General features: G+C 65.0%; 26 protein-coding genes. 10 read left to right on the top strand and 16 right to left on the bottom strand.

Annotated elements, in window-relative coordinates; genetic code table 11:
- Positions 1-64: 64 nt before the first annotated feature.
- The 5 genes from PMI15_RS04590 (at position 65) to PMI15_RS04570 (ending at position 3,318) form a co-directional block, all read left to right on the top strand.
- A complete protein-coding gene (locus PMI15_RS04590) occupies positions 65-526 on the top strand; it encodes a hypothetical protein (RefSeq protein ID WP_007864417.1) in 462 nt (153 codons plus the stop codon).
- A 40-nt stretch (positions 527-566) separates the two neighbouring features.
- A complete protein-coding gene (locus tag PMI15_RS04585; RefSeq protein WP_007864413.1) occupies positions 567-1,226 on the top strand; it encodes a hypothetical protein in 660 nt (219 codons plus the stop codon).
- 58 nt (positions 1,227-1,284) lie between these two features.
- On the top strand, positions 1,285-1,734 hold the full coding sequence (locus PMI15_RS04580) for an SRPBCC domain-containing protein (RefSeq protein WP_007864410.1): 450 nt from the start codon (positions 1,285-1,287) through the stop codon (positions 1,732-1,734).
- Between the two features lie 98 nt (positions 1,735-1,832).
- On the top strand, positions 1,833-2,486 hold the full coding sequence (locus tag PMI15_RS04575; protein WP_007864407.1) for a hypothetical protein: 654 nt from the start codon (positions 1,833-1,835) through the stop codon (positions 2,484-2,486).
- A gap of 4 nt (positions 2,487-2,490) precedes the next feature.
- Positions 2,491-3,318 carry a DUF4261 domain-containing protein gene (locus PMI15_RS04570; RefSeq protein WP_007864404.1) on the top strand — a complete coding sequence of 276 codons (828 nt, stop codon included), beginning with the start codon at positions 2,491-2,493 and terminating at the stop codon, positions 3,316-3,318.
- 79 nt (positions 3,319-3,397) lie between these two features.
- Here PMI15_RS04570 and PMI15_RS04565 read toward each other — a convergent pair whose 3' ends face one another.
- The 7 genes from PMI15_RS04565 to PMI15_RS04535 form a co-directional block, all read right to left on the bottom strand.
- Positions 3,398-3,829 (bottom strand): PaaI family thioesterase, encoded by a 432-nt coding sequence (locus tag PMI15_RS04565; RefSeq protein ID WP_007864401.1) that lies wholly within the window; start codon positions 3,827-3,829, stop codon positions 3,398-3,400.
- Between the two features lie 191 nt (positions 3,830-4,020).
- Positions 4,021-4,464, bottom strand: a complete 444-nt coding sequence (locus tag PMI15_RS04560; protein ID WP_007864399.1) for a tetratricopeptide repeat protein — start codon at positions 4,462-4,464, stop codon at positions 4,021-4,023.
- Positions 4,465-4,815: 351 nt separating this feature from the next.
- Complete coding sequence (locus PMI15_RS04555) at positions 4,816-5,415, bottom strand: hypothetical protein (RefSeq protein ID WP_007864396.1); 600 nt, start codon at positions 5,413-5,415, stop codon at positions 4,816-4,818.
- Positions 5,416-5,519: 104 nt separating this feature from the next.
- Positions 5,520-5,813 carry a YciI family protein gene (locus PMI15_RS04550; protein ID WP_007864393.1) on the bottom strand — a complete coding sequence of 98 codons (294 nt, stop codon included), beginning with the start codon at positions 5,811-5,813 and terminating at the stop codon, positions 5,520-5,522.
- A gap of 38 nt (positions 5,814-5,851) precedes the next feature.
- A complete protein-coding gene (locus tag PMI15_RS04545) occupies positions 5,852-6,958 on the bottom strand; it encodes a lipocalin-like domain-containing protein (RefSeq protein ID WP_007864390.1) in 1,107 nt (368 codons plus the stop codon).
- Between the two features lie 10 nt (positions 6,959-6,968).
- Positions 6,969-8,051, bottom strand: coding sequence for a PLP-dependent cysteine synthase family protein (locus PMI15_RS04540; RefSeq protein ID WP_007864387.1), 1,083 nt, complete (start codon positions 8,049-8,051; stop codon positions 6,969-6,971).
- A 42-nt stretch (positions 8,052-8,093) separates the two neighbouring features.
- Positions 8,094-8,369: a DUF1127 domain-containing protein gene (locus PMI15_RS04535; protein WP_007864384.1), complete on the bottom strand. Its 276-nt coding sequence runs from the start codon at positions 8,367-8,369 to the stop codon at positions 8,094-8,096.
- 135 nt (positions 8,370-8,504) lie between these two features.
- Between PMI15_RS04535 and PMI15_RS04530 the strand changes: the two genes are divergently transcribed.
- Positions 8,505-9,398, top strand: coding sequence for a LysR family transcriptional regulator (locus PMI15_RS04530; protein WP_007864383.1), 894 nt, complete (start codon positions 8,505-8,507; stop codon positions 9,396-9,398).
- Here the strand turns inward: PMI15_RS04530 and PMI15_RS24670 are convergent.
- The 3 genes from PMI15_RS24670 to PMI15_RS04520 are packed head-to-tail and all read right to left on the bottom strand — an operon-like array spanning position 9,395 to position 11,770.
- Positions 9,395-9,535, bottom strand: coding sequence for a hypothetical protein (locus PMI15_RS24670; RefSeq protein ID WP_007864382.1), 141 nt, complete (start codon positions 9,533-9,535; stop codon positions 9,395-9,397). The genes PMI15_RS04530 and PMI15_RS24670 overlap by 4 nt on opposite strands.
- On the bottom strand, positions 9,532-10,758 hold the full coding sequence (locus PMI15_RS04525) for an alpha-hydroxy acid oxidase (RefSeq protein WP_007864374.1): 1,227 nt from the start codon (positions 10,756-10,758) through the stop codon (positions 9,532-9,534). The genes PMI15_RS24670 and PMI15_RS04525 overlap by 4 nt, the downstream gene beginning before the upstream one ends.
- 40 nt (positions 10,759-10,798) lie before the next feature.
- The gene (locus tag PMI15_RS04520) at positions 10,799-11,770 is read right to left on the bottom strand and encodes a tripartite tricarboxylate transporter substrate binding protein (protein WP_007864371.1); all 972 of its coding nucleotides are present in this window, start codon (positions 11,768-11,770) and stop codon (positions 10,799-10,801) included.
- Between the two features lie 106 nt (positions 11,771-11,876).
- Between PMI15_RS04520 and PMI15_RS04515 the strand changes: the two genes are divergently transcribed.
- Complete coding sequence (locus PMI15_RS04515; RefSeq protein ID WP_007864368.1) at positions 11,877-12,677, top strand: IclR family transcriptional regulator; 801 nt, start codon at positions 11,877-11,879, stop codon at positions 12,675-12,677.
- Positions 12,678-12,859: 182 nt separating this feature from the next.
- On the opposite strand, the gene PMI15_RS04510 is transcribed toward PMI15_RS04515, so the two are convergent.
- Both PMI15_RS04510 and PMI15_RS04505 read right to left on the bottom strand, forming a co-directional pair.
- Positions 12,860-13,531 (bottom strand): glutathione S-transferase family protein, encoded by a 672-nt coding sequence (locus PMI15_RS04510; protein ID WP_007864366.1) that lies wholly within the window; start codon positions 13,529-13,531, stop codon positions 12,860-12,862.
- Positions 13,532-13,549: 18 nt separating this feature from the next.
- Positions 13,550-13,975 (bottom strand): DoxX family protein, encoded by a 426-nt coding sequence (locus PMI15_RS04505; RefSeq protein WP_007864364.1) that lies wholly within the window; start codon positions 13,973-13,975, stop codon positions 13,550-13,552.
- 78 nt (positions 13,976-14,053) lie between these two features.
- On the opposite strand from PMI15_RS04505, the gene PMI15_RS04500 reads away from it, so the two are divergent.
- The gene (locus PMI15_RS04500; RefSeq protein ID WP_036837500.1) at positions 14,054-14,965 is read left to right on the top strand and encodes a LysR family transcriptional regulator; all 912 of its coding nucleotides are present in this window, start codon (positions 14,054-14,056) and stop codon (positions 14,963-14,965) included.
- Between the two features lie 11 nt (positions 14,966-14,976).
- On the opposite strand, the gene PMI15_RS04495 is transcribed toward PMI15_RS04500, so the two are convergent.
- The 3 genes from PMI15_RS04495 to PMI15_RS04485 form a co-directional block, all read right to left on the bottom strand.
- Positions 14,977-15,216 carry a hypothetical protein gene (locus PMI15_RS04495; protein ID WP_007864362.1) on the bottom strand — a complete coding sequence of 80 codons (240 nt, stop codon included), beginning with the start codon at positions 15,214-15,216 and terminating at the stop codon, positions 14,977-14,979.
- 201 nt (positions 15,217-15,417) lie between these two features.
- A complete protein-coding gene (locus tag PMI15_RS04490; RefSeq protein ID WP_007864361.1) occupies positions 15,418-15,882 on the bottom strand; it encodes a hypothetical protein in 465 nt (154 codons plus the stop codon).
- A 188-nt stretch (positions 15,883-16,070) separates the two neighbouring features.
- Positions 16,071-18,617, bottom strand: coding sequence for an FtsX-like permease family protein (locus PMI15_RS04485; protein ID WP_036837516.1), 2,547 nt, complete (start codon positions 18,615-18,617; stop codon positions 16,071-16,073).
- Positions 18,618-18,767: 150 nt separating this feature from the next.
- Here PMI15_RS04485 and PMI15_RS04480 point away from each other — a divergent pair, with 150 nt between their 5' ends.
- On the top strand, positions 18,768-19,739 hold the full coding sequence (locus PMI15_RS04480) for a threo-3-hydroxy-L-aspartate ammonia-lyase (RefSeq protein WP_036837497.1): 972 nt from the start codon (positions 18,768-18,770) through the stop codon (positions 19,737-19,739).
- A gap of 289 nt (positions 19,740-20,028) precedes the next feature.
- The gene (locus tag PMI15_RS04475) at positions 20,029-20,592 is read left to right on the top strand and encodes a hypothetical protein (protein ID WP_007864354.1); all 564 of its coding nucleotides are present in this window, start codon (positions 20,029-20,031) and stop codon (positions 20,590-20,592) included.
- Positions 20,593-20,611: 19 nt separating this feature from the next.
- Here the strand turns inward: PMI15_RS04475 and PMI15_RS04470 are convergent, their stop codons facing one another.
- Positions 20,612-21,259: an ABC transporter ATP-binding protein gene (locus tag PMI15_RS04470; protein ID WP_007864351.1), complete on the bottom strand. Its 648-nt coding sequence runs from the start codon at positions 21,257-21,259 to the stop codon at positions 20,612-20,614.
- Positions 21,260-21,467 lie beyond the last annotated feature (208 nt).

The following is a 21,467-nucleotide window of genomic DNA, read 5'->3' as shown; positions in this document are numbered from 1 at the left end:
CGTGGCGGCATACACTGCGCTAGGCTTTACGAGCCATCATCCTCAAACCCAAAGGAGCTTTCCCTTGAACATCAAGAATCACCTTGGCCTGTTTCTCGCGGCCTGCGCAGTCATCCTCTCGGGGTGCGCCACCACAGCCCAACCTGGCTCTGCGCCACAACCCGCCACAGCCGCAGCTTCCGTGGCCGAGTTGCCCACCCTCAAGGTGACATTGGATTGCGGTCCCTGCGTGGTGAAGCCGACGATTCCTTCCCTCATCGCCGGCGGCTACAACGAAGCTGCGGCGAAGGCAGGGCGCAAGGTGACGAAAGAAAAAGAAGCCAGCCTGACTGTCAAGGCGTATGTGGCGCGCGAGGATGCCGCGCGCTTCATGGCCGGAGCGTTTGCCGGCAAGGACGAAATCAAGGCCGTCATTGCCTACCAGGGGAAAACCTATCCCGTCGAAGACTACTACCGGAACGCCTGGCTGGGCATAGACACGCTGGCAAAAAAGATCGGTGAGATGGCCTACGCCGAGTTGAAATAAGCGCCTGCTCCGGACCCTTCCCCTCCAGGTTTAGGCTGCCATGTCAGACGCCGTATTCGTTTTGCTGCAACTTTCAGGAGATCCTGACTCCCTGGCTTCTTGCCGCGATACCCATTTCAGCGCGGGAACCTTCGATTTCAATTCGGTGGTTCCGATGCCGCCGGAGCTTGAGATTGAAGAAAGTAGCGCGGTGACGACGGGTTACGACGCGCTCTATGGCGACTGGACAGAGCCTGCAAAGTATTGGACGTGGAAGGAGTCGGCCGCGAAGCTGGGCCATCCGTTTCCGCTCGAGTCCCGTGAGCAGCTGCTGGCATGCATCCGCAGCCTCGATTGCGCGGAGATGTACCTGGCGCCCGTGCGCCAGTACCAGGAGAACATCGAGAAGCACGGCTTTGGGTCCTGGCACGGCTGGTGCAAGAAGAACTGGGGCTCGAAGTGGAACGCCGAGGACTCCGATGTTGACGCGGAGCGTGACCGGATCATTGTCAGCTTCACCACGGCATCAGCTTTTCCCAAGCCATTGGTCAAGGCACTCTCGAAAAAATGGCCCGCGATCGAAATCAGGGTTCTGTATGCGGACGAGCATCTGCGTTGGGGTGGTGACTATGTTCTCAAGGGTGGCCGGGAAAGTGAGAGGCTTGATCGACCCGCGGCGGACATCTTGAAGGAAATCCGGAACGGTGGTGTCGCCGCCTGACAGGCCTTCAGGCACCATATATTTGCCGGGCCAAACCGGTCCAAAGAAGTGAAGCACCATGACTCAGTCCTTCGAACTCAACACGCTTATCGACGCGCCAGCGCCGGTTGTGTGGGATAGCCTGGTCCATACCGAGAAAATGAAGGTGTGGATGGGCGAACCAGAGATGGAAATCGAAATAGAGACCGACTGGAAAGTCGGTAACCCGTTGGTGGTGAGTGGTATCCACCATTTGCGCTTCCGGAACATCGGCGTGGTCTTGGCGTTCAAGCATATGGAGCGGCTCAGCTACACCCATTTGAGTTCCTTATCCCGGCTTCCCGATGAACCTGGAAATTTCACGACTTTGACCTTCAGCCTGACGCCGCAAGGAGAAGCGACGTCGCTGACACTCATGGTGGCAGGCTTCCCGACGGTCAGTATCTTTAAGCACCTGCAGTTTTACTGGGCCGGGACACTGGGCGTCCTGAAGCAGTTCGCGGAGCGGTGTTATTGCTGCGGTGCCTGAGCCGGACGACAGGCGCGGGCTCAGTTTGCGGTATGGTCGAAGCTGGGCGTTTGGCCATTACTTGAATCTGCGATTGCCACTCAAGACATCGGAGCACTATGGGCGCGAGAACCTGGATGATTGTTATCTCGGATGGAGATCCCCGTCAGTCGCTTGCCTCCCGGCCAGCACTGGATCGAGATCAGACGAGTAAGGTCGCGGCGGCACTTTTTCCCAAAGAAAAACTTGAGCCGCTGGAAGACAGCTCCCTCATGTGGACTTCTCCGCCCGACAACGAAATTCGCATCGGCTGTTTTCCGGGCATGGTGATCGTGGCCGCCGAGGAGTTCGTCATCGATCATCCGTCAAAGATTCCAGCGCGATTCCTTGAGTATGCGGGTTCCAGGACCGTGCACTTTCATGCGATGCACAGCGTTGTGGATTGGCTGGCATTCGCTGTGTGGCGCAACGGAAAGCTGGAGCGCTCCCTGAGCCTGTCACCTGATGACGGCATCGTTGAAGATATCGGTCGACGCCTGCCATTCGAGGCACCGTATTGGGATGGAGCCCACCCGGCAGTTGACCCAGCGGATATGGACGACGATGAACCGCCCTATCCGTTTCCGTTTCATCCGCTGGAGCTTGGAGAGGGCGTGCTCCGCGAGTTTTTTGGGTACCACCTTGAGGGGCCTGTTGATCCGTCGCTGCTGGACCCGGAGTCGATTCCCTTGCTCTGCTACAAGCGCAAGAAGTCGGTTTTCAAACTATGGTGACCTTGTGAAATCAATATACCGCCTCGTTACAACTCTGGTCATTTTTGTATCCCTGATTTCGCCTGCGCTGGCGGAAACAAGCAAAGTCAAAGGCCTGGCTTTTGTGGTGCTCGCCGAGCCGAAGATGCCTTCTGGCGAACAAGTCAAGGCGGCCCTTCAGCAGCGGCTCGGAAATTCATTGCTGATCGACAAGATGGAGGCCGGTGATCAGGTCATACTCTTTCGCGTTGCCGAAGGCACGGTGGCCATTGGCCTGGTAGACAGCCCCATTCCCAACAAGGAACTCGAAGACGTTTGCCGTTTTGCCTGGTACTGGCCGGACGCCTGCCAATCCGTCGCACCGCATAAGGCGCATCTCATCGTCACCATGCTCGATGTCAAGCTTGACAAGGTTGGTGCAGCGCTGCTCCTGACCCAGGTGGTGGCATCTTTCATGCCGGATGCCAATGCGATTGCGGGCTATTGGCAGGGCAACCTTCAATCGAGAGACGTGTTTCTGAAACTGAGTGGGGTAGCTTCGCGGCAGCGCTTGCCTGTAATGCTGTGGGTCAACTACCGTCTCAGCAACGACCTCCTGAAAGGCTGGAGCATTTCGACAAGGGGCATGAAGGAGTTCGATCTCATGGAGATCGAATCCAAGGATGCGAATGTCGATGGAAAATCGCTTTTCACGCTGGTTGCGTGGATGAGCGATTACCTTATTTCAAAAGGGCCGGTCATTCTGGACGGTGACACCGTAGGCGAATCACCGGCGCAAAAAATTCAGGTTCGGCATGCGCCCTCATATTGGAACGAGGGGCAGACCGTCTACCGCGTTGTGTATCCCCAATAGAAGGATTCACTGTGACCTACCCCGTTGCTGAAAGTGATTGACGAGCCTTTGAGCATCAATCCATCTGTTATCAATGAACTCAGAATTTTGCCTGCGGCTCCACCGGCACCAGGATCGCATTGCCGGTAGCCACCAGCAGCAACTCGCCACTGTCCTGTCCGGCATACAGCTCCGCACTCGCGAACACCTGCTTGCGCCCGGCCTTCACCACGCGCCCGCGCGCCACAAAGCCGCGACCCACGGCGGGTGCCAGGCAGTTCACTGAAAAATGCGAGGCCAGCACGCGGCCCGCCACGGTGGCGGCCGCATAACCGCAAGCCGTGTCCAGCATGGCGCCCATCAGGCCCGCATGCAGGTAACCGGCGTACTGGCCCATGTCTTCTTCCCGCCAGGCCATGCGTATCTCGGCTTCGCCGGCCGCGGCGCGCACGACCTCAAAACCGGCCCAGCGATTGAAGGAGGCGGTCTGGTTTACCGCCTGCAGGGTGTTCAGGAGTGTGGGTTCCGTCATGGCTGGAAATATAGGACGGTCAGGGGTGGCGCGCTGTAGCGCGGGTGACAGGCCAGTGGCTGACTATCCGGAGAATTTGTACAAACCGTTGAGCATGTTGTTGCTTCTAACGCCCAGTGCTGAAGTCGCTGGATCGTACCGTGTGTCGTGCATGGGTCCTGTCCCGCCGCTGCGCTGTGCCGCGCTGCCGGTTAAATATCTTCGCCGTTTTCATGCAAAAGGTCTGCGGCGGCGGGATGCCCCTGTACGGCTGCCAGCTTAAGCCAGCGAATTGCCTCCTCGTGGTCTTCATCCGACTGCAGGAGGTGCTGCCCTAACTTCCATTGCGAGGCGTCCAGCCCGGCTTCGGCTGATTTGCGAAACAGAATCAAAGCCGCCTCTACGTTGCACGGGGTGCCCATGCCGTGGTAGGTGAAGCTCGCCAGGTAATGCGTGCCTTCAAGAAAACCGCCGTCGGAGGACTTTTGGTACCAGGCGTACGCCTGCTCCTGGTCGCGTGGTGAGAGCTCATCACAAAGGTGGCCCATATAGAACTGCGCGACCGGGTTTCCAGCGTTCGCCAAAGGCAATAGCTGCTCCCACGCCGTTTCCGGCGCTTCGTCGTGATAGATGTCAGAGATCTGGTCAGTTGTCATTGAGGGAAAGGGTATCTACCTTGAGAAGTGGTCGCACGGTGGTGCGGTGCCTGTGCTGTTTGTGCCGCCTGGCGTGTCAGGTACCGCCAGTGTTTCGATCAAGCTTATTGTGTTTGGCTTTTGTTCTGTATCTCTGCAGGAGACCCAGCAGATACCAACAGATAAGGACTCCCAGCGGAATGCACAGAGGAAGCCAGATGTAGGCGTTATGCCCACAAGCCACGCTCCCCCTCAAGCCTGTGATCCCGCATACAAAGCCAAGAAAAAACCAACCGAGCACGGACCCGGCAACGATGGAAATCAGCAGTCTGATCGTGGTGAACATTCCTGCACTGTGCTGCTTGATCACCGTTACACCAAGGCGAGATAAGCCTCGCGCGTCTCGGGCGACACCGAGGCCACGAGCTGCTCATGCGAGGTCTTGTGCCGCACCAGCATGCGCGCCGAGGCCACGGCCTTGGACTTGCAGAACCAGTGGCAGCTGTGCTGCATCAGGAACAGCTCGGCCGACATCGTGAAGGCCTTGTCCTTGGGCGTGCGCCGGGCGCTGTTTTCCGCCGCCCGCAGAATGCCCTGGGCATGGACCGCCAGCATTTTCCGCATGTCGAAGCTCAGGCCTGGCAGCAGCCTGGTGGCGAAGGGAAACGTGATCGGCAGCTTGCTTGTGCGTGCCTCCACCTCATCTACCTTGGAAAAGCCCGCGGCAAAAAGGGTGAACTGCTCGCACAGCTTGAGCTCGCTGCCGGCCAGCTGGTTCCAGACCTGTTCGCGGCGCTCCGGTTCTTTCTCGCCCAGGGCCCGGAGGTAACCGTCGGTCAGGGTCTCCATCAGTTTTTCGATCTGGTATTGGCCGAGGTGGCTGCCCAGCAGGGTGATGCGCCGGCGCTCTTCCGACAGTTTGAGGATGTAGACGGCTATGGCGACGCAGGCCACCAGGGTGAAGAATTCCATTTTTGGAGTTTTGGGAAAGGGTATGTGGGGGACGTACCAGTGTAGTCACTCCGGGGTAACGCCGAGGCGGCAAGCCGCCCCGGCGAAGAGCACATCAGCGCCGCCTACAACACCACTTTCTTGTCAGCCAGTGCCTTGCCCCACGTCAGCAGCCGGTAGCCGCGGTGCTCGGGCACAAAGTAAGGATCGTTCTCCACAAGCGCCACGGCGCGGTCGCGGGACTCCACCTCCAGCACCCAGAGCCCGCCGACAAAGCCGCCACCCGGCGCTTCGCGCAAACCGCCCGCGATGAGGATTTCGCTTTCATGGGTACGCAGATAAGCCAGGTGCAGGGGCTCACGCTCCTGGCGTACGGCCAGCATCCCGGGTTTGTCGTCAAAGATGGCTACCCAGCGCATGGATTTCTCCTGTTGAAGTTTGAAGAGAGGCGACGAATTCACATCCGCAGCGGCTGCGCATACCCTGTCATCTCAAGGTAGCCCATGCCCACCCGCTTGCCGTTGCTGTCGATCAGCTCGCTCAGGCCTTCCCAGTAGATCGCGCCTGTGGATTGGCGGCTGTCGAGTTCCTGGTTGTCGATGACAGCCCGCACGGTGAAAAAATCGGCGGGGGTTCGGACTATCCATTCCACGGGATACGTGGTTTGTGTCAGCGGGCTTTTCCAGGTGCGCACGGGCTTGAAAATGACTTCGCCGCGGCTGAAGGTGTAGAGCCCACCTTTGTCCGAACGGAAGGAGCCGCCGTCCCACAACGTGCTGCCGTCCTTGGCGCGTAGCCGGAAGGCCGTCAGGGCGCTGCCGTCGGTGAGGTTCATGCCTATCCAGTCCCAGCCCGCGGCCTCAGGGTGCAGTATTTCCTCGCTCCATTCATGGTCCAGCCAGGCCTTGCCGTTCACGGCAAAATCCTGGCCCTTGAGCCGCAGGGTGCCGCGTGTGGCTAACTGCGGCTGGCTGTAGTAGTAGCTGGCCTGTTTTTCTTCGGGGCCTTTGCGCGACAGGCCTTGTTTTCCCTGCAGCAGCAGTTCCTGCGTTTCCTCAAACGCGAGCTTGAGCGCGAAGTCGCTGGACGGCAACTCCGCAGTGTACCTGCCGCCTTGGGCCTTGAGCGACCAGTCGCGCAGCTTGAGGTCCATGTCGCGTTCGCTGGCGGCGGCAATGCCAAAGCCGCCGCGCGCGATGCGCTGGTCGTGCCAGAGTTTTTTGCCCTGCACGTCGGTCAAGGCGGCGTGGGCAAAGAGCAACTGTCTGGCGGCGAACTTGGAGGCCATGCCCTGGGTCGCGTCCACGCGTGAGCGGAAAAAAGTGAGCTGGAAACCGAAGGCCTGCCTGTCTGCTTCGGCGCTGGCGTGGCCCGTGATGTACCACCACTCGGTGCGAAATTCGGGATGGGCGCCGCGGTCGCGCGGAAACGCCAGGGTTTTGGCGGGCAAGGCCCGGGCTGGGCGGGTGACACCTCCCCATCCGGCCAGTGCGGCGCCGGCCAACAGCAGGCTGCGCCTGGGCAGCAGGGCGGGCAAGGTGCGCGTGGGCGGCGGCATGGGCATGGGGGGTTCTTCAGGCGGTAGCCGCGGGCCGCAGCAGCCTGGCGATCTGCGCCTGGGCGGCCGTGCAGTCGCCGATCTTGCCGGCCACCCATTCGGCGTTGTAGTAAGTCGGCAGGTAGCGATCACCCGAGTCGCACAGCAAGGACAGGATGGAGCCTTGCTCGCCGCGCGCCAGCATCTCGTGGGCCAGCGTGAGCATGCCCACCAGGTTGGTGCCGGTCGACGGCCCGACGCGGCGCCCCAGCAACTGCGAGAGCGCCTGCATGGCGGCGAGGGAGTCCACGTCGGCGACTTCCACCATGCGGTCTATCACGGTGCGGATAAAGCTGGCCTCCACGCGCGGCCGGCCTATGCCCTCGATCCGCGAGCCCGCGCCGCTCAGACCGGCATCGCCGTTGCGGTGGTAGGCGGCAAAGACCGAGCCCGCCGGGTCGACCACGCAGAGCCGGCTGTCGTGGCGCTGGTAGCGCACGTAGCGGCCTATGGTGGCACTGGTGCCGCCCGTGCCCGCGCCCACCACAATCCAGCGCGGCACCGGATGCCTTTCGCGTGCCATCTGGCTGAACATGCTTTCGGCAATGTTGTTGTTGCCGCGCCAGTCGGTGGCGCGCTCGGCATAGGTGAACTGGTCCATGTAGTGGCCCCCGGTTTCCCGGGCGAGCCTGCGCGCTTCGTCGTAGACCTGCGCGGCGCTGTCCACCCAGTGGCAGCGCCCGCCGTAAAACTCGATCTGCGCGACTTTTTCGGGTGAGGTGCTGCGCGGCATCACCGCGATAAAGGGCAGGCCCAGCAGGCGCGCGAAGTAGGCCTCGCTGACCGCGGTGGAGCCGCTGGAAGCCTCCACGATGGTGCTGCTCTCGTGGATCAGGCCGTTGCACAGCGCGTACAAAAACAGCGAACGCGCCAGCCGGTGCTTGAGGCTGCCCGTCGGGTGCGTGGATTCGTCCTTCAGGTAGAAGTCGATGCCGCGCGCTGAGAACTCCGGCAGCGGCAGGGGGATCAGGTGGGTGTCGGCGCTGCGCTGGTAGTCGGCTTCAATGCGGACGACAGCGGCGCTGAGCCAGGGGCTGCTGGGTGTTTGAAGGGCGGCCATAGCCCCGATTCTCGCAGCAAGCGGGGCCCCCGGGGCCGGCCTTCAATGCCGGTCGGCTCTCCAGGAAGAGGGCTCGCAGAACAGGGCCGGGATCTCGCTGCGGCCTATGCCCAGGTCGCTCAACTGATGGCTGCTCATGGCCATCAGTTCGTCCCGCTGCAGGCGGGTGGGCACCAAGCCGCCCGGTGCGTTGCCGTGCGATGGCAGGAACCAGGCGCTACCGAGCCTGCACAGCGCCGCCGCCATGTCCGCGAGACGGTGCATGCCGGCTGTGAGACTGAAGCTCGGGGTGACGGTGGGAATGGCGGCGCAAGGCATGGGGTGCTCCTAAGGGTGTGACGGTGTGGATGAAGCCAGGCGCCCATGGTGCAATTTATTCTGGTATTGTGGAAGTTGAGTTTTCTGATTAAAACTATCAGTATTCCTGATGAGGCATGTCATGAAGCACCTTCCATGCGTGAATTGAACCTGGACCAGCTGCGCACCCTGGTGGCCATCACCGACCTGGGCACTTTTTCGGCCGCGGCGCAGGGCCTGCACCTGGCGCAGCCCACCGTCAGCCTGCACGTGAGCGAACTCGAAAGCCGCCTCGGCACGCCGCTGGTGGTGCGCGGCGGGCGCAAGGTCGAGCCCACGCCGGCGGGCGCCGTGCTGGTGGAACGGGCCCGCCGCCTGCTGCGCGACGCCGACGATGCGGTCGATGCGGTCAAGCGCCACGTCGAAGGCCGCGCCGGCCGCGTGCGCCTGGGCAGCACCACCGGGGTGCTGGTCTACTTTTTGCCGCAGGTGCTCAAAGCCATGGAGCTGGCCCATCCCGATATCGACGTCGAGGTCAGCATCCTGGGCTCGGCCGATACCCTGGAGCGGCTGGCGCAGGGCACGCTGGACGTGGGGCTGGTGGCCACGCCGCCGCCCGCGCAGCGCGGCATGGTGATCACGCACTGGCGCAGCGACCCGATGATGGCTTTTGTGCCCAAGCGCTGGAAGGCGCCGAAACACGCCACGCCGGCCTGGCTGGCGGGCAAGCCGCTGATCTTCAACGAGACGCCCACCCATATGTACCGCATGACCATGGCCTGGTTTGCCGATGCGGGCTTCACGCCGCGCGCGCGCATCGAACTCAATTATTCCGAGGCCATCAAGAGCCTGGTCGCCGCCGGCTACGGCGCCGCCGTGCTGCCGCGGGAGGAGTCGCAGGAAGAGTCCCATGTGCGGCATGACGTGCAACTGCTGCCGCTCAAGCCCGCGCTGGTACGCCACACGGCCATGGTGCATCGGCCGCCGGAGGCGCTGGACGGCGCCACGCGCAACCTGCTCAAAATCCTCGCGAACTTCCGCCAGGCCTAGGGCCTTTGCGAAGCCGTGGCGGCAATGCCATCCACGCGCTGCGAAAGCTCGGAACCGTGCCGGCGCAGGAAGTGCGTGAGGGCGGCCGCATAGTTGCCGCGCACGGCCTCGAAGTCGCGGACTATTATTTCGTTCATGTTTGCAGTTGTGTTGGGTGCTTGCGGCTGGCCAGGTCGCGCAACTGTGCGCCGTGCACTTCCGAAATGGAGCTCAGCCCGAGCAGGCCCAGGTCGCGCTGGACTTCGTCGGCCAGGATGCGGATCGCATGGCGCACGCCCTCTTCTCCGGCCGCGGCGGCCGCATAGTTAAACGGGCGGCCCACGAACACGAACTTGGCGCCCAGTGCGAGCGCCTTCAGGACGTCCGTCCCGCGCCTGATGCCGCTGTCCATCATGACCGGGAAGTCGGCGCCCACCGCTCGGACGACCTCGGGCAGGACGCGCAGCGGCGAAACCGTGCCATCGAGCTGGCGGCCGCCGTGGTTCGACACGATCAGGCCGTCGGCGCCCATGTCCCGCACTTTGCGCGCATCCTCGTGGTGCATGAGTCCCTTCACCACCAAGGTGCGCTTCCATCGGCGGCGGATGAGCGCCAGATGCTCCCAGTCCAGGTGGTCCTTGGCGCCGAAGTCACGTGCCACCCGCGACGACAGGATGGGAGCGCCACGGGTCGCGTACGAGTTCTCGAAGTGCGGCATGCCGTGCGCCATGATCGTCCGCAGGAAGGTGCCTATCGTCCAGCGCGGATGGGTGAGCCCCTCCCACGCAAGGCGCAAACCCGGTCGCAGGGGAGTGGAAAAGCCTGCCCGCACATTGTTCTCGCGATTCGCAAGAACGGCGGTGTCCACCGTCAGCACGAGCGTCTTGACGCCCGCACGGTCGACGCGATCGATCAAGGCTTCGATCTTGGCGGTCTCGCCAGGCAGGTAAGCCTGGAACCAGGTCTCCGGGGCCGCGGCGATCACCTCTTCCAGCGGGATGAGTGAGGAGCCGCTCATGATCATCGGCACGCCCTCGGCCGCAGCCGCGCGCGCCTGCACCAGGTCGCCGCGATACGCGCTCAGCGCGCTGATACCCATCGGCGCGATGCCGAAGGGTGACGCGTAGCGCCTTCCGAGAAGATCGACGGCCTGGCTGCGGCCCGACACATTGCGCAGCACCCGTGTGACAAAACCGAACTCGGAAAATGCGGCGCGGTTGTCGTGCAGCGAGGCCGAGTCTTCCGCTCCACCGGCGATGTATTCAAAGAGCGGTCGCGGCAGGTGACGGCGAGCGCCCGTCTCGAAATCCTGCAGCGACAGGAATTTCCGCAAGCCCGGCGGGGCGGTGGGACGTGCGCCCGGCGACAGGCGCGTTTCCATGGGGGCCGGTCCGTAAGAGGCAAGTTGCGGCATGCGGCGCTCAGTTGACCTGGATGTTAGCTTCGCGGATCACCTTGTCCCACACCGCGGTCTCCTTGCGGACCATGTCGGTGAGTTCGGCGGAGTCAGCAAGCTCGGTGTCGACGCCTTGTTCCTCAAAGCGCTTTGCCAGTCCCGGGTCCGCCGACGCCTGCTTCATCGCCGCGTAGAGCCGCGCGATGACCGGCGCGGGCGTGCCGGCTGGCGCGAAGAGGGCATTCCAGCTCTTGTAGCCGAAGCCCCGGACGGTGTTCGCGATCAGTGGGATACCCCTCAGCGGTGTTGCTGCGCTGGGGGCGGTGATGCCGACGACGCGTAGCATGCCGTTCTGGACCATGCCGGTGAACGACGGCATGGTTCCGAACATCGCGTGAATCTGGCCGGAGACAAGGTCCGTCATCGCCGCCGAAGCACCGCGGTAGGGAACGTGCTTGATGTCGACTTGCGCCGCGCGCGCGAACAGCTCGGTGCCCAGGTGCGCCAATCCTCCGACGCCTGCAGAGCCGAAGTTCAATTGACCCGGATGTGCCTTCGCATAGGCGACCAGCTCCGCGACCGTCTTGAACGGCATCTTCGCCGCCACCACCAGCACATGCGGCGCCGTGGCGATCATCCCCACCGGCGTGAGCTGCGTCAGGATGTCCACGCGCGGCTTCTGCAGCAGCGGCTGCGCCGTGATGTTGCCGGAGGCGGCGAATAGCAGCGTGCTGCCATCGGCCTTTGCGCCCGTCACCTTTTGCACGGCAGGCACGCCGGCGCCACCGCCCGCGTTCTCGATGACAAAAGGTTGCCCCAAGGCGGTGCTCATGGCCTTGGCGAGATCGCGACCTAGGACGTCGGTGGCGCCTCCGGCAGCGAATGGAATCACCATCCGGGTGGGCGCCGGGGAGGCGCCCTGGGCTTGGGCGCCAAACGCGGCAAACGCCGCCGCCGAGGCGAGGAAGCTACGGCGGCTTGTGTACATGTATGTCATCGAACGTGTCTCCTTTATTTATGGGGGCATGATCCGGACGCTGGTCCCGCATGGCAATGCGTTACGCCTGACGTAACGGGCGTGGACTTGGGAATACACTCCGGCCATGCCGCAACAGTCCAGGTTCAAGCCGCCGCCTGTCACGCCGAAGCGACTTCTCACGGATGGGCCGGAGGGAACCTCGGCGCGTCCAGGCGACGAGAACGTCGCGGCTGTGGCGCGTGCCCTGGCTATCCTCACGGCCTTCGAAGGCGACGAGCTCTTTCTGCCGCTTGCGGAACTCGCACGCCGTACCGGCATGCACAAACCCACGGTGCTGCGGCTTGCGCGCACGCTCGCTGCAGCCCGGTTCCTCGTCAGGCGCGAAGACGGTGCGTGGCGGCTAGGCCCCGCAGCAGGCTGGATGGGTTCCCGCTACCAGGCGCAGTTCGACCTCGATGCCGCCATCGAGCCCATCCTGCGCCAGCTGAGTGCGGCCACGGGAGAAAGCGCATCGTTCTTCGTTTTCGAAGGCAACCTGCGCAGCTGCCTGATGCGTTGCGAGGGAACGGCAGGTGTTCATAGCCAAATTCGCTCCGGCGAGGTTTTTCCGCTGGACCGCGGATCCGCCGGCCGGGTGATCTCGGCCGCCCTGGGCGAACCGGGTGATCTCAATGAGCGCATCCGCCAACGCGGTTTCCACATCACCCGCGGCGAGCGGAACTCGAAAATGGCGAGCGTCTCAGCTGCCGTGCGCGGGCACCATGGCGCCGTGCTGGGCTCTGTCAGCACGGCGGGGCCGGTAGAACGGTTGACGGCTTCGGTACTCGCGCGTTACGCGCCCGCCACGGTTCTGGCGGCGAAGCAGCTCGGGCTAGCGCTCGGCGCCATGCCGTCCACGGCACTGCGGGCAACCTGGCATCCGTGATCCGCGACTGAAGAACAGCAGCGCCGGCCCATACAGGCGCCCAGCTGCGTTGAAACCTGAGGCGCGGATGCACCCGAACGTGTCGTGTCCAGTCAGCCGATCTGGGATGCATTCATGGTTTTGCACTGGGTGTGGGCGGCGGCTTCTGGCTGAAAGCAGCCATTCACTTGATGGCAGCAAGCTCAACTATCACGCTCCGCAATGCGGCGCGAGAGTTCGGAGCCGCGGGCCAGGAAGAAGCGCTGCAAGTCCCGGGCATAGCCGCCACCCACCGCCTGCCGGACGGACGGGCGTGTGGCCAGTGCGGTGCGCCAGGCTTGCACCTTTGGCAATTGCTCAAGGAAGCCATCTTCCCCCACGCCGTCCAGCACATCGAAATAGCGGAACACCGGACCAAACACGGCATCCACCATGCCGAAAGATGCGCCGGCGAAATACGGCCCTTCGTGCACCAGCACGGCTTCGAGCTGGGTAAACCGGCGCCGGATGTCGTCACGGTGCCGCGCCAGGGAGGCTGCATCGGCTGCGTTGTAGAACGCGCCGATGGCATTGAGCAGGGCGGAGCCGAACTCCATCCACGCCCTGTGCTGCGCGCGCTGGAGCGCATCGCCCGGGTGCAGGCGCGGCAGCAGCGTGTCGTCCAGGTATTCACAGATCACGGCGGATTCAAAAATCGCGTCGCCGTCCACCAGCAGCACCGGCGTCTTGCCCAGTGGCGAGACGGCCTTGAACCAGTCCGGCTTGTTCGCGAGGTCCACATCGCGGCGCTCAAAGGCCACGCCTTTTTCGGCGAGCACGATGGCCGCGCGCTGGACATAAGGGCACAGCGCGTGGCTGATGAGGGTGAGCTTCATGGCGCGTTCCCTGTGCATTCAGCGGGGCGCCAGCAGGCTGCTGCGGCGCGCGGCCCAGGCGCCGTCGCCGAGCAGCCATTGCGCCAGCGAGGCGACCAGCAGGAACAACGGGTATTCCCAGCCGCCCTTGGGGCTGGTGAAGACCCAGCCGTTGGGCCAGTGCACCCAGACGACGACCGCCAGGACCGGCGCCAGCAGCAGCGAGGCCTGGCGGCCGTAAAAGCCCAGCAACAGCGCGGCGCCGCCGGCCAGCTCGGCTGCCACCACGGCATAGGCCATAAAGCCGGGCAGGCCGACCGATTCAAAGAACTGCGCGGTGCCGGGCAGGGTGAAGACGAAGATTTTCAGCAGCGCGTGAGTGATCCACATGGTGCCCAGCGCGATGCGCAGCAGCGTGGCGCCGTGGCTGGCGGCGAGGGTTTCAGGAGAAGACGTGGTGCTCATGGTGCGGTGCCTGGTCAGGGCGGGAGTTGAAGGAGTCGCCACTGTATGTTTGCAGAAAAGCAATGTAAATTAGCGATCATGAAAACATTGATTGCAAAAACGCAATACGCTTTGACGGCCTACGACCTGCAAACCCTGCTGGCGCTGGTGCGCGGGGCCACGCTGGCCGAAGCCGCGCGGCGATTAGGCGCCGACGCTTCCACGGTGTTCCGCTCGGTGCAGCGGATCGAAAAAAGCCTGGGCCAGCGCCTGTTTGAACGCTCCCGCCTCGGCTACCTGCCGACCGAACCCATGCAGGGCCTGGTGCCGCATGCCGAGCGCATAGAGGCCGAGCTTGAAGCCGCGCGCGCCAGTGCCCAGCATCCGCATGAAGGCGTGGCCGGCCGGGTGCGGCTCACGACCACCGACGCCGTGCTGCGCGGGCTGGTGCTGCCGTCCCTCAAGCCCTTGCTGGCGCAGCATCCTTTGCTGCAGCTGGACCTGCGCACCGGCAACGAGCTGGCCAGCTTGAGCCGGCGCGATGCCGACCTGGCGCTGCGCGCCACGCGCAAGCCGCCCGACCACCTGGTGGGGCGCAAGCTGGGCACGGTGCGTTTTGTGCTGTGCGGCCTCAAGGCACAGGCCAAGGCCTTGTCGGCGGGAAAGAAACCCTCAGCGCTGGACGCGCTTGCCGGCTTTGACTGGATAGCGCCCGATGAAGCCCTGCCCGAACACCCTTCGGTGCTGTGGCGGCGCAAGCAGCTGCCCAAGGTGACGCCGCGCCACTATGCGGACGGGATTGTGGCGGTGACGGATGCGATCAAGGCGGGGCTGGGGGTGGGCATTGTGCCGGTGTTCATGCTGGCCGGTGAGCCGGCGCTGGTGCCGCTGGGCGGCACGCTGGAAGGCTGCGAGTCAGACCTGTGGTTGCTGGCGCATGCCGAGTCGCGCCACCTGCGAAGGATCGCGGTGGTCTACGACCATTTCGCGGCCAGCGTACGGCTGGCCTGAACAAGTGTTGCTCAAAATGGCTGGCTCGCGCCGGAAGAGCCGGAAGTGCGGAACACGACTTCGCCGCTGGGGATATGGACCACGCGCACTTCCTGACGGGTGGGGTCGGCGACGCTTTTGACGGCGACGGCGACCGCCAGGGAATAGTCCGCAAAAACATGGTTGGAACTGCTGGGCGGCAACAGGCTGCCCTTGACCGGGTCCACGTTTTCAATGCGGTAGTCATGTGGCGGTGCTTTGACGGATGCCATGGTGAAGACCTCTTTGAAGTGATTTCGGTTTTGGGGGATATGGCCTCCATGTTAGGAGCGCAGGGCGGCCCCGTGATGACAATTGCGGGACAAAAACGTGACTATGCGTAAGCAAACGAAAGCGCCTTCACCTGAAGGCGCCTGCATTGGCAAAAACTAAGCCGATGGGATTGCGGCCAGCTTCGCCACTAATCCTTTAGTTCAGTGCAGGCCCTGGCCCGGGCTGCGCTCCGACAGTTCCAGCTTCTTCATTTCGACGGCCACCGACTTGAGCATCTCCAGCGAGGCTTCCGGCGTCTGCACGATGCCCAGCCAGCCGAAAAGATGGTGCCGCAGGAACAGCAAGATCTTGCCGGTCAGCGGGTCGCAGGCCACCCAATGGCGCGGCGTATAGCAGGGCTCCAGCGCACACAGCGGGGGGCAGTCCAGCGGGTAGGGCGGATCCAGCTCGGCGCGCAAGCCGGCAAGGTCTGTCACCAGGTCCTCGAGTTCCTCGGCCTGCAGCGTGAGCGGCTGCGCCATCTCCAGCGTGACGCTGCCGTCTTCGTTGCGCACGGCCAGCAGGCCGTGGGCGAGCCGGGTTGCCATGTGCGGCGGCCGCTGGCCGGCCGCGCCCGTGTGGGAACCGGCGTGGGAGGCGGGATTGGCGTTCAGGGTGGTGCTCATGGCGTGCTCCCGTGCGTGAAGGGATGACAGAAGGGGGCGAATGTGTGGCCCGGGTGTTGGCCGGGGTCCGCATGGGAACCAGTGTGCGGCGCGGCAGGGCCGGGCGGCGTGGGAAACCGGCCTTGCGCGCTGTAGGACGGCGCGGCTGCATGCACCCAGCCGCCCTCCCGGCCAGGCGCGGCCGCGGCCTACCAGTCTTCCTTGACCGCGAGCACCGCGTCCCTGCCTGCCGCGGCGCGCCCGGCCAGCCAGGCGGTCAGCGTTCCCGCCACCACCACGGCCGCGCACAGCAGGCCCAGGCGCAGCCAGGGCGCCATCAGGTCCATGGTCCAGTGAAAGCTTTGCGGGTTCACCACGTAGACCAGCACGGTGGAGACCGCCAGCCCCAGCGTAAGGCCCGCCAGCGCGCCTATCAAGGTCCAGGCCGCGCCTTCGCCGGCCACCACGGCCAGGATCTGCCGCCGCGTGAGCCCCAGGTGCGCCAGCAGGCCGAACTCCTTGCGGCGGGCCAGCACCTGGGCGCTGAAGCTGGCCGCCACGCCGAAGAGGCCTATGGCGATCGCCACCGCCTGCAGCCAGTAGGTGACCGCGAAGCTGCGGTCGAAAATCCGCAGCGAGGTCGCGCGCAACTCGCTGACCGAGGCCAGCTCCAGCAGTGCACCCGCGCCCGACTGCCGCTCGGCCAGCGCTCGCACCGATTGCTGCACCTGGGCATCGCCCGCGCTGCCGTCCAGCCACAGCGCCAGGTCGTTGGCGTGCCGGTCGCCGGTCAGGCGTTCGAAGTCGGCGCGGGCCATGGCAATCGCGCCGAACTGGCGTGCATAGTCGCGCCAGACGCCCGCCACATAGAAGGGCGGCGTTGCCATGCCCGCTGCGGCTTGCAGCGACTGCGAGAGCGGCTGAAAGACAGTGCCCGGGCGCGCGCCATACAGATCCACCATGGGCTCGCTCACATAGATGCCGATATGCCCGGGCGGCACCGGCAGCCGCCGGCCCACCAGCGGCAACGCGCTGGCCGGGTCGTCCAGCGGGCGCGCGATCAGCGTGACGGCCGGCCTTGCCGGGTCCAGCAGCAGTTGCACGGTGCGCGCGGCGCCCACGCGCGCCACGCCGGGCAGGCGGCCCAGCGCCTCGACGAATTCCGGCGAGAAATAGGCGGTGTCGCTGGCCGAACTGCCCAGCGCCGTGCGCACATAGAGGTCGGCCGGCAGCACCACGTCCAGCCAGCGCGTGACCGATTCGCGAAAGCTCGCGACCATCACCGTCAGCGCCACCGCCAGGCTCAGCGAGGCCACCACGCCGCTGACGGCCACGGCCGCGCTTTCGCGCACGCGCCGCGCGCGCTCCACCGCCAGCAGCGGCAAGAGGTGGTGGGCGACGTGGGGGCTGAGCCTGTCGTAAAGCAGCGCGATCAGCCAGGGCAGGGCCGTGATGCCGCCCACCAGCAGCAGGCCCACGGACACATAGGCCGCCAGCGGAATACCGAACAGCGGCGGCACCAGCGCCAGCAGGCCGCCGGCGGCGGCCAGGGCGACGCTGAGCCAGTGGCCCTTGCCGGCGCCGGCGCTGGCGCCCAGGCCTTTGAGTGTTTGCGCGGGCGGCAGCTTTTGCGCGGCCCGCGCCGGCCACCAGCCGCCCACGGCCGCGGCCAGCACGCCCAGCGCGCCATAGGTGAGAGCCGCCGTGCCATTCCACTGAAGGCTGGGCGCGACACCGGAAAAATAGCCGCCACCCAAATCGCCGCCCAGCAGCCGCAATGCCAGCGCGGCCAGCGCCGTGCCCAGCGCGATGCCCAGTACGCTGCCGGCCAGGCCCAGCAACACGGATTCGGCCAGCACCAGGCGCAAGCGCTCGCGGCCCGTAAGGCCCAGTACACCCAGCAGCGCGAACTGCTGCGCTCGCTTGGCCACGCTGAGCGAGAGCACCGAGAACACCAGGAAGGCGCCGGTGAACAGCGCCACCAGCGCCAGCACCGTGAGGTTGACGCGGTAGGCGCGCGAGAGGTTGCTCACGCGTTCGGCCGCATCGCCCGGTGCCGTGGCCGTGATGCCGGGTGGCAGTTGCAGCGAGGCGATAAAACCTTGCGTTTCGGCGCCAGCCTTGAGTCGCACGTCGATGCGCGAGAGCTGGCCGCCCTTGCCGAACAGGTCTTGCGCGGCGGCGATGTCCATCACGGCCAGCGGCCCGCCGCCCGCGCCCACCGTGCCGGCCACGCTCACGCCGCGCAGTTCGAGGCCGCTTTGCAGGCGCAGCGAAGAGGCGCCGAACAACTGCTGCGCGGCCGGATTCAAAAACACCGTGCCGGGCGCGAACAGCGCGAGGCGCTCCGCGTTCGATGCGGGCACAGGCATCAGGGCTGGCGCCATGGCGCCGACTGCCAGCACGTCCACGCCCATGATGCGCAACGGCAGGCGTTCGGCCTGGCCGGTCGCGGTTTGCGTGACCGCGTAGGTGCTGATCTCCAGCACGGGGCTGGCCAGGGCGACCCGCGGGTCGGCGGCCACGCGCTGGTACAGGCTTTCGTCAAAGCCGCCCTGCACGGCGCGCAGCTCCAGGTCGGGCTGGCCGTTGACCGCGCGCACCGCCTGGGAAAACTCGCTGAGCGCCGAGGCATTGATCAGCTGCACAGAAAACGCCAGCGCCACACCCAGCATCACGGCCGCCGCCGCGGCGGCATTGCGCCAGGGGTGGTGTTTCAATTCCCGCCAGGAGAAGCTAAAGAGCAGGGCGCGCATGGGCTTCATTGTGCTTCAGCGCCGCAAATGCAGCGCCAGCCGACATCTGTACCGGTACAGAAAGGGCTTGCCTGTTGCTGCCGGGAAAACACCGCCTTCGTTTAAGCTAGGCCCTGAATTTTCCGTCCTGACATGAAAGCCTGCTCCACCATGCAACTCCCCACCTACGACGACGTTATTGCCGCCGCCGCGCGTATTGAAGGCCATGCGCACCGCACACCCGTGCTGCAGTCGGCCACCGCCCAGGCTCGCTGGGGCGCCCAATTTTTTTTCAAGTGCGAAAACTTCCAGCGCATGGGCGCCTTCAAGTTTCGCGGCGCCTTCAATGCGCTGTCGAAGTTCGACGCGGCGCAGCGCAAGGCCGGCGCCATCGCGTTTTCGTCGGGCAACCACGCGCAGGCCGTGGCCCTGTCGGCGCGCATGCTGGGCATGCCGGCGGTGATCGTGATGCCGCAGGACGCGCCCGCCGCCAAGCTGGCCGCCACGCGCGGCTACGGCGCCGAAGTGGTGCTCTATGACCGTTTCACCGAAGACCGCGAAGCCCTGACCCAGAGGCTGGCCGCCGAGCGCGGCATGACGCTGGTCCCGCCTTACGACCACCCCGACGTGATCGCCGGCCAAGGCACGGCCGCCAAGGAACTGTTCGAGGAAACCGGTGCGCTGGACCGTCTCTATATCTGCCTGGGCGGCGGCGGCCTCACCAGCGGCTCGGCCCTGGCGGCGCGCGCGCTCGCACCGAAGTGCAAGGTCTACGGCGTGGAGCCCGAAGCCGGCGACGACGGCCTGCAATCGCTGCGCGCCGGCCGCATCGTGCGCATCGCCACACCCAAAACCATTGCCGACGGCGCGCAGACCCAGTACCTGGGTGAATACACCTTCGGCATCATCCGCCGCGACGTGGACGATATCCTCACCGTGAGCGACGCGCAGCTGGTGGAGGCCATGCGCTTTTTCGCCGAACGCATGAAGATGGTGGTGGAGCCTACGGGCTGCCTGTCCTTCGCCGGCGCCTGCAAGGCGCTGGAAGAAAAACCGCCCGCCAAGGGCGAGCGCATAGGCATCATCGTGAGCGGCGGCAACGTCGACCTGGCGCGCTACGCGGAGCTGCTGGCCGCGCGCTGAGCCGTCGCAAGGGCGGAGGTGCCGGGCTTTGCCCTGGACGGCCGCTGCCCGCTTTTTTTCCGGTTCGCCTGTTGTCGGGGACGCGGCCACGCGTGTGCTTTGCTGTCCGCGTTCGGGCTTGCATGCCGTTTCGATACGGAAAATCCAACAAACAATAGCCGCGCCAAGACAATGTTCGCGGGTCTGCCTGGTGAGTTCGCATACGGTTCAGGGTCTTAAAAAAAGTGCTTCATCGAGGTACTTCTCCCACCTGGCCCCATGGCCTGAACCCAGCGCGGCAGACCCGACCATGTTTAGAACCGACCCTCAAAACCCTTTGCGCCGCATCACCCGCGTCGAATCCGATCGCGAAAGAAGCTGGCGCGTCACTGTCCGCCGCTATGGGCAGACCATTGCAAGGACTTTTACCGACCTGTGCTACGGCGGCAAGCGCAAGTCGCTCGCCGCGGCCAGGATTTACCGGGATGCCCTGGAAGCGCACATCGCCACGTTCGATGCGGACCATCGCCTGTGGCGCCGCACGCAGAAAAGCAAAGGCAATTCATCGGGAACGGTAGGCGTGGCGCGCTACCTGGCGCCTTCCAAAGTGCCGGGCGGCCTGCCCGCTCCCTATTGGCAGGCTTTCTGGCTGGATGAATTGGGCAGGCGCCAGAGCAAGGTCTTTCGGGTAGGCACCCATGGCGAGAGGGGGGCCAGGCGGCTTGCCCTGCAAGCACATGCCCAGGGCCTGGCCGAGGTGCATGCCGCCTTCCAGCGCAAGGCGTGGCCGGAGCCCCAACGCAGCAAGCTTGGCAAGGAACACGAGTCCCTTCTTTTTGCCGCCGCCTTCGCCGCTGAATCCTTGCGGCCCTGACGCCCGGCCGGCGGCGATTTCAGCCGGCGCGTATGCCGCCTGCGTTCAGGTGCAGTATGCGGTCGGCGCGCGCGGCGGCGGCTTCCGAATGCGTGACCAGCACCAGCGAGGCGCCTTGCCCGCGCGTCTGGGCGATCAGCGCGTCCATCACGCGGGCGGCGGTGGACGGGTCCAGGTTGCCCGTGGGCTCGTCGGCCAGCAGCAGGCTGGGCTTGTGCACCAGCGCGCGCGCGATGGCCACGCGCTGCAGCTGGCCGCCGCTGAGCTGCTGCGGCAACCGTGCGCCCAGGCCGGCCAGGCCCACGGCCGCCAGCATGGCCTCCACCCGGGTCGCGTCGGGCCGCTCCAGCAACAACAAGGGCAGCGCCACGTTTTGCGCCACGTCCAGATGCGGCAACACATGGAAAGCCTGGAACACAAAACCCACATGGCGGCGGCGCAGCAGCGCGCGCCCGTCGTCGCCAAGCACGCCGAGGTCCTGGCCCTTGAGTTGCACGGATCCCTCATCCCAGCTGTCCAGCCCGGCCATGCAGTTGAGCAGCGTGGACTTGCCCACGCCTGATTCACCGACGATGGCGACGAATTCGCCGGGCGCGACGTCCAGCGAGACGTCGCTGAAGACAGGAGTGTCCAGGTAGCGTTTGGCGAGGTGGCGGACTTGCAGCATAACCTCGATGCTACCCCCGCCCAGGCTCACTGCGTGTAGCCTGTCCCCCCCTCAAGGGGGCGGCGCCTGGGACCGGCAAAGCCGGACCCTCGGCCCCCACTGGTGGAATACCTCGCTACTGGTCGCGCTCGCTGAACTCTTAAACCCAGCAGGGGCCGCGGAACCGGCTTTGCCGGGCCGCAGGCGCAGCGGCCCCCCCGGGGGGCAG

This window comes from Polaromonas sp. CF318, from assembly GCF_000282655.1.
Taxonomy (GTDB): Bacteria; Pseudomonadota; Gammaproteobacteria; order Burkholderiales; family Burkholderiaceae_C; genus Polaromonas.
Note: the sequence above shows the minus strand (reverse complement) of the source record. Positions and strands in the feature narration are given on the sequence as shown.